Origin of the sequence: Hymenobacter sp. IS2118 (assembly GCF_000715495.1) — a bacterium.
In the GTDB taxonomy this organism is placed as follows: domain Bacteria; phylum Bacteroidota; class Bacteroidia; order Cytophagales; family Hymenobacteraceae; genus Hymenobacter.
This window is the reverse complement of the sequence record NZ_JNLX01000179.1, coordinates 1-6,762: the sequence shown is the minus strand read 5'-3', so window position 1 is coordinate 6,762 and position 6,762 is coordinate 1. Positions and strand designations below refer to the sequence as shown.

Annotated in this window: 7 protein-coding genes; 4 read left to right on the top strand and 3 right to left on the bottom strand. The window is 61.0% G+C overall.

Annotation, left to right across the window (positions count from 1 at the left end; genetic code table 11):
* Positions 1–261 precede the first annotated feature (261 nt).
* Together GM79_RS18875 and GM79_RS18870 are read left to right on the top strand one after the other, a co-directional pair.
* On the top strand, positions 262–816 hold the full coding sequence (locus tag GM79_RS18875; RefSeq protein ID WP_035567065.1) for a hypothetical protein: 555 nt from the start codon (positions 262–264) through the stop codon (positions 814–816).
* Between the two features lie 21 nt (positions 817–837).
* The gene (locus GM79_RS18870) at positions 838–1,416 is read left to right on the top strand and encodes a hypothetical protein (RefSeq protein ID WP_035567063.1); all 579 of its coding nucleotides are present in this window, start codon (positions 838–840) and stop codon (positions 1,414–1,416) included.
* A gap of 36 nt (positions 1,417–1,452) precedes the next feature.
* Here GM79_RS18870 and GM79_RS18865 read toward each other — a convergent pair whose 3' ends face one another.
* The gene (locus GM79_RS18865) at positions 1,453–2,949 is read right to left on the bottom strand and encodes a serine hydrolase domain-containing protein (RefSeq protein ID WP_035567062.1); all 1,497 of its coding nucleotides are present in this window, start codon (positions 2,947–2,949) and stop codon (positions 1,453–1,455) included.
* Positions 2,950–3,180: 231 nt separating this feature from the next.
* Here GM79_RS18865 and GM79_RS18860 point away from each other — a divergent pair, with 231 nt between their 5' ends.
* Entirely contained in the window at positions 3,181–4,548 is a 1,368-nt protein-coding gene (locus GM79_RS18860; RefSeq protein WP_035567060.1) for a dipeptidase, read from the top strand.
* A gap of 110 nt (positions 4,549–4,658) precedes the next feature.
* On the opposite strand, the gene GM79_RS18855 is transcribed toward GM79_RS18860, so the two are convergent.
* Positions 4,659–5,273, bottom strand: a complete 615-nt coding sequence (locus tag GM79_RS18855; protein WP_051719068.1) for a porin family protein — start codon at positions 5,271–5,273, stop codon at positions 4,659–4,661.
* A 120-nt stretch (positions 5,274–5,393) separates the two neighbouring features.
* Positions 5,394–5,549: a hypothetical protein gene (locus GM79_RS25625; RefSeq protein WP_161787220.1), complete on the bottom strand. Its 156-nt coding sequence runs from the start codon at positions 5,547–5,549 to the stop codon at positions 5,394–5,396.
* Between the two features lie 118 nt (positions 5,550–5,667).
* On the opposite strand from GM79_RS25625, the gene GM79_RS18850 reads away from it, so the two are divergent.
* A partial coding sequence (locus tag GM79_RS18850) for an IS4 family transposase (RefSeq protein ID WP_035562703.1) occupies positions 5,668–6,762 on the top strand: 1,095 nt, incomplete at its 3' end.

The following is a 6,762-nucleotide window of genomic DNA, read 5'->3' as shown; positions in this document are numbered from 1 at the left end:
GTCTCTGACTCGACGCCTGTATAGTGAACCGGACGACGACCTAACGTCGAGTCAGAGACTCGAACCCAGTCGGCAGCGCGTCGGAGACGCGCGCCAGCAGGGGCCAGCAGGGGCAGCGGGAAGTACGGCTGACGCGTATCTCCTGCGCGCCAGCAGGGGCCCTCGCATTATGTGACATAATCAGTAGCTTTACGAATAATATCACACTAGCAACGTGACGTTATTCTGTGGTCAATTAAATTTGTCACGCAATCTGCTGCCATGTCTTCCGCCCTCCGCGACCAATTTGGCCTCACTCAGGAGCGTCTGGCCTCCTGGCTGGGTGTGAACCGGGGCACGGTGGCCATGTCCGAAACCGGCCAGCGCCGCCTGCCTACAGACCAGTGGCACCTGGAGCTGCGCCTTGCCCTAGCTTCGGCGGGGAAAATGTTTGCCCCTGGCCAGCCGACGGTTGAGGCTGCCCCGCCGGCCCTACCCATCCCGGCCGTGGAGCGGTTGCCGCTGGCCCGTCGCGTGGCCGAGGTGCGGTGGAAGGCCCTGCTGCTGGGCCGGGCGCTGGAAACCATGCGGAAGCGCGCCGCGCAGTTCGAAGCCCGGTTGGCCGCAGTTCCGGCGCTGCGGGCCTATACCGGCCCGGTGAAGAACCCCGCCCGTGAGGCCGGCTGGCTGGCCCTGTTCGAGGGTGAAGCCGTGGACGGCCTGCGCGACGACTGCGGGGCCGGCCCCCAGCGCCTGCTCGAAGCCCGCCTGGCCGGCCTGGAGCACGAGGCCGGGTTGCTGGAAGAACTGCTGACTACCCTGCCGCCCGGCACCTGAATCCGGCGTTACTTGTAGGCAATGGTCCGTTTCCTGTTTGTGCTGCTGCTGGGTCTGTTGTTGCTGAATCCCGCTGCCGCGCAGCGCATCGATACCAAGCTGGACACCCCGCCCGCCGGCTTTGCCTGGCAGCCGCTGCCCGAAGCCAAGGCCGCCGCGCTGCTCCCCGAGGGCTGGTACTACCGCGCCGAGGGCTCCAAAGGCGCGCCCACCTACTACCTCACCCAGGAGCAAATGGGGGAAAGCGGTGGGTTTCAAACGGGCCTTTCATTGCAAGTGGTGCGCCGGGCTACGGCCCGCACCCGGCAGCCCGCCGCCCAGTACGCCGAGCTGCTGATGCTGCGCAGCGGTTTTGGTACCGGCCAGCAGGTGCTGGAAAAAGCGGCCTCTACGGACGGTAATTGGCACAAATGGACGGTGCGCTACCGCGACGCGCCTCCCGATGCCGACCCGCGCGTGGTGTACCAGCTAGCTCTGGCCAACGCCCAAACCGACACCCTCTACCTGCTCACCTTCGAAAGCCCTGAAAAGGACTGGCTCGCCGCCTGGGCACTGGGCGAAACAATGATACGCGAACTGGTGCTGGATGCGCGGCAATAGGTGGTCCCGCATCCAGCACCTGGCGGATGATTTTTGCTAAAGCGACTTCTTTAGATAGTCGGCAGCTGCCTTGTTTTGGGGGTTCAATGCCACGGAGCGTTGGTAGTTTTTGCGGGCCAGTTCGCGGTTGCCCAGCTCGGCGTAGAGCTCGCCCAAGCTGTCATAGGCGTTGGCGCTCTGGGGATATAAGCTCACATTGAGCTTGAAAATTTCCAGAGCGTTTTGGGGCTGGGCCTGCTTGAGCAGGGCGTAGCCCCAGGCGTTTACCTCGGCCTCGGGCAGCTGATAGGTTGGGGTCTTTTTCCGAGCCTGCTTCACCAGCGCTTCGGCCTGATTGAAGCCGCGTTTGCGGAGCTTGGTGTGTAGCGTGCGGATGGCTGGCGGCATGCCAAAGCCGGTAGCCGGGTGCATGTCGGCAATGTAAAATCCGGCAATCTCGTCGATGAACATGTCGGGGTTGGCTCCCATCAGGTTAGTCAGGACCACGATGGACAGGTCATCCTCGGGGTACACAAACAGGGCCGAGCGGCCGCCGCCTGTGGGCGCCACCGCCCGGTGCTCGGGGCGGCCCACGGTGGGCCAGCCCAGCGCGTAGCCATTTTGCAGCCGGTTGAAGCCCTTCGGCTGACCGTTGTTGAGCAGGCCCGGCGTCCAGAGCACCGGCAGGCTGGCGGGTTGCAGCAGCTTGCCCTGTTGCAGGGCAATGAGCCAGTGGGCCATTTCTTCCGCTGTCGAGCTCATGCCCGACGCCGTACGGATGATGGGCCCGTACGCTTCAAACAGGTTGCGGGGCGTGCCCGAGCGCTGCCACTCGCCGTTCACTACCTTGGAATAGGTGTAGCCGCGGGCGCTGTTGGGCAGCACGTCGTGCGAGTCGCCCAGGGTGGTGCGGGGCATGCCCACCACGTTCAGCTGCCGTTCCTGAATGAAGCTGGCGAAGGGCTGCCCGCTCAATTGGCCGATGATTTTGCCTATCAGCAGGTAGTTGGTCTGGTTGTAGCTGAATTTCTCGCCGGGGGCAAATTCCATCGGTTTCTGTTGCACGCTGGCCCAGGCGGCGGTTTCGTTGGCCTCCGTCACCAGCTCATCATCCCCCATTATTTCGGGTAGGCCGGAAGCGTGCGTCAGCAGCTGCCGCACCGTCACGGGCTGCCACGCGGCGGGCAGGCCCGGCAGGTAGCGCGAGACGGGCGCGGCCACATCGAGCTTCCCCGCCTCTACCAGCTGCATCACCGCCACGCCCACAAAGGCCTTCGTGATGGAGTTGATGGTGAAGCGCGAGTGGCGGCCCACCGGAATAGAATCCTGAATATTGGCCACCCCATACTGCGCCAGTTTCACTACCTGCCCGTGCCGGACGACGGCCAGCTGCAGGCCCGGAATGCGGAGTTGCCGCATTTTGGTAGCCAGGAAAAGGTCCACACTATCGGCTGGAGCCTGAGCCCGCGCGGGCTGCAAGCCGGCGCCGGTCAGCAGCAGTAAGGCCCACAGAAAAAAGGAGAGGCGGCGGAGGGGAGGCAATGACTGATTCATGATTGCAGAAAATAGGGAAGTGATATAGCCAGCAGTAGCGCTGGCTACGCGTTAGGAACGGTACAAATGTATGTCAGGTACTTTGTAATACCCACTAATGATTCGAATAAATACTTAAGTTTTCATATTCACGCCCGTCTGCTGGAAAGCAGGCTTCCGCAGGCAGCTCTCATTCCGACGCAGCCAGCTACTTTTACCCCACCATTCCCAACCATCCCAACCTCGCTCCGCATGGCCAATTACCTCGCCGATAACCAAACCCGTTTTCTTGATGAGCTGCTGGACTGGCTCCGTATTCCGTCCGTTTCGGCCGATGCCAAGTTCCACGCCGACGTGCTGCGGGCCGCTGACTACCTGAAAACCCGCCTCGAAGAAGCGGGCGTGCAAAACGTCGAAATCTGCCCCACGGCCGGCAACCCCATCGTGTATGGCGACTACCTGCAAGCCGGCCCCGACGCCAAAACCGTGCTCGTGTACGGTCACTACGACGTGCAGCCCGCCGACCCCTACGAGCTGTGGACCTCGCCGCCCTTCGAGCCCGTGATTAAGGACGAGAAAATCTACGCCCGTGGTGCCTGCGACGACAAAGGCCAGGTGTACATGCACGTCAAGGCCTTCGAGATGATGATGCGCGACGGCCAGGGCGGCGTGCCCTGCAACATCAAGTTCATGTTTGAGGGCGAGGAGGAAATCGGGTCCAATAACCTCGACATCTTCGTGAAGGCGAACAAGGAAAAGCTCCAGGCCGACGTGATTCTGATTTCCGATACCGGCATGCTGGCCAACGACGTGCCCAGCATTGAGGTGGGCCTGCGCGGCCTGAGCTACCACGAAGTAACCGTGACCGGCCCCAACCGCGACCTGCATTCCGGCCTGTATGGCGGCGCCGTGCAAAACCCCATCAATGCCCTGTGCGAGATGATTGCCAGCCTGCACGATGAAAATGGCCACATCACCATCCCCGGTTTCTACGACAACGTGGACGAGCTGAGCGCCGACGAGCGCGCCGAAATGGCCAAGGCCCCGTTCTCGGAAGAGGAGTTTCAAAAGAGCATCGGCCTGCCCGCCAGCTACGGCGAAAAAGGCTACAGCAGCATGGAGCGCACCAGCATTCGGCCTACGCTCGACGTGAACGGCATCTGGGGCGGCTACACCGGCGAGGGCGCCAAAACGGTCATCGCCTCGCAGGCCCACGCCAAAATCTCCATGCGCCTGGTGCCCCACCAAACCTCGGCCGAAATTACGGCGCTGTTCCAGAAACATTTTGCCAGCATCGCGCCGGCCGGCGTTACCGTGAGCGTACACCCGCACCACGGCGGCGAACCCGTGGTGACGCCTACCGACTCGGTGGCCTACAAGGCGGCGGCCGACGCCATGGAAACCACTTTCGGCAAGCGGCCGGTGCCCACGCGCGGCGGCGGCTCCATCCCCATCGTGGCCATGTTCAAATCGGAGCTCGGCCTGGATACCGTGCTGCTCGGCTTCGGGCTCGACAGCGACGCCATCCACTCGCCCAACGAGCATTTCGGCGTATTCAACTTCCTCAAAGGCATCGAAACCATTCCGCATTTCTACCGCAACTACGCGGCGGCGGAGTAGAGAACATTCGGACCAGCGAATCCAGTAGCGTGGCGCGAATGCTAAAAAAGGGCCTGCTCCTCATGGAGCAGGCCCTTTTTTAGCATTCGCGCCACGTGTGCCGAGACGACTTAACGCCGGCGCCCTTGGTTGAAGGAATAGGTGAGGTACAGTTGAAATACGCTGTTGCGAACGTCGTTCTGGACTGTTGTGCTGCCGGTAGTGTTGGCTTTGCCGATTTTGGTGATGCCCCCATTATAGCGCAAACCGGTACCCAGACCCTTCTTGCGCTGGTATCCTAAGCCAAACAAATACCCCACGTCAACCGTGTTGTACCGGCTTTTGCGGTCAGTTGACGCGGTTCCTACTTTATTTTCTGCCGTGAGCAGGATGCCTACCTGCGGGCCAGCCTCAAAAAACAGGCCGCCGGTATTAACGTGGAAAGCCAACGGCACATCGAGGTAACTTAAGCGGGTTGTTGAATTGCTACTGAGTATCTCCGCGCCTTTTTGCGAATAGAGTATTTCGGGCTGGAAGGCGAACAGGTCCGAAATGCTGATGTTGGCGAAGCCCCCCGCGTGAAAGCCGAAGATGACCCGGTCGTTGGTGGCTTGCGCGCCGCCGAAAGTAGACAGCGAAGGGCCGGCCTTCAGGCCCAGCGATACGTTGCTGCCCGCGCTGCGCTGGGCGTGCGCCGCGCCATGGAGGCCGGCAATAAGAAGAAGGGAAATGATACTTTTTTTCATAGCGGTCGACTTAAATACAGCCGTAAAAATACAACAGGCGGGCAGGCCACCCGGCCAATAGGTACTAAAAAGCCCGGCTTCCATGGTGGAAACCGGGCTTTTTTTGGGCCGTAGCGTCGTCTATTTGCCGCCAAACAAGAAGCCTGCGTACAGCTGGAATACGCTGTTGCGGATTTTGTTCGGATTAGCATCGCCCTCGTTGATGTTGCTGATGCCGCCATTGTAGCGCAGGCCAATCATGGGGCCGCTCTCGAGCTGGTAGCCCAGGCCGGCCACGTAGCCGAAATCAACCTTGTCATAACGGCTTTTGCACTCTACCCTACTAAACTTTAGGGCATAAAAACGGGGCAGTCCGACCTTTGGGGTTCCTACACACCATTGTCCGTCCTGCCCCGTGAAGCCAAGCCTCATTGCCAAAATTACGACGCTTTTGCGTCGCGTCCAGCTAGTGCCCCATCTGTCCCGGCAAAAGTTTGTCAGCCAGTTTGTTATCGCCCTGCTCAAAAGCCGCAACGTCCAATTTTGCGAGGTAGCCCAGCACCTGAATGACGCGGTGAAAATCGCTTCGAATGAAACCCGCATTCAGGACTTTTTTCGGCAGGTGGACCTGAATTATCTGGTGCTGGCCCACCTGCTGCTGCGCTTGCTGCCCGCCACGGGCAAACTGCGCCTGTGCCTGGACCGCACCGAATGGGACTTCGGCCGCTGCCAGGTCAATATCCTGCTCGTGACCGTAGGCCGAGGCGACTTTCAACTGCCGCTCTATTGGGAACTGCTCGACAACCGCAGCGGGAACTCCAGTGCGGCCGACCGTATTGCCCTGCTCAAAATCTGCGTACAGGTGCTGGGCCGCGACCGCATCGGGCTGGTGGTGGGGGACCGGGAGTTTGTGGGCCATGTCTGGCTTAACTGGCTACGGAAGAATAAATTGCCTTTTGTAATGCGCCTGCCCAAGCACCACCAAATCACCTTTGCTAGTGGCCGACGGCAGGCCGTCACGGCCCTGGGCCTTGCCGTAGGGCAGCAGCGGCATTTTCTGCATTGCCAAGTGGCTGGGGTCTGGGGACAGGTCTGGGTCAAGCGGCTGGCCGACACGGAGTTTCTGTTTCTCTTCGCCGCGCCCGGCTTGCGCAACCTGGGCGGCCTCTACGCCAGCCGCTGGACGATTGAGCAGTGCTTTCAGAACCTGAAAGGACGCGGCTTTAACCTGGAAGCCACCCACTTATGCTGCCACCAGAAGCTGCGCAAGCTCGTGGCTCTGGTCAGCCTGGCCTACGCGCTATGTCTGGGCGTGGGCACGATGGCCCACGGCAAAATCAAGGCCATTCCACGCAAAAATCACGGCTGCCGGGCCACAAGCCTGAGCCGCTACGGACTGAATCTGTTGCGCCAGCTCACGCGGCCCCACGCCCAGCCACAAGAGCCGGTGGCCCGTAAAATCATGGCCCTGCTAGACTGGTTTATTCGGCAACTTACTTATTATCAAATC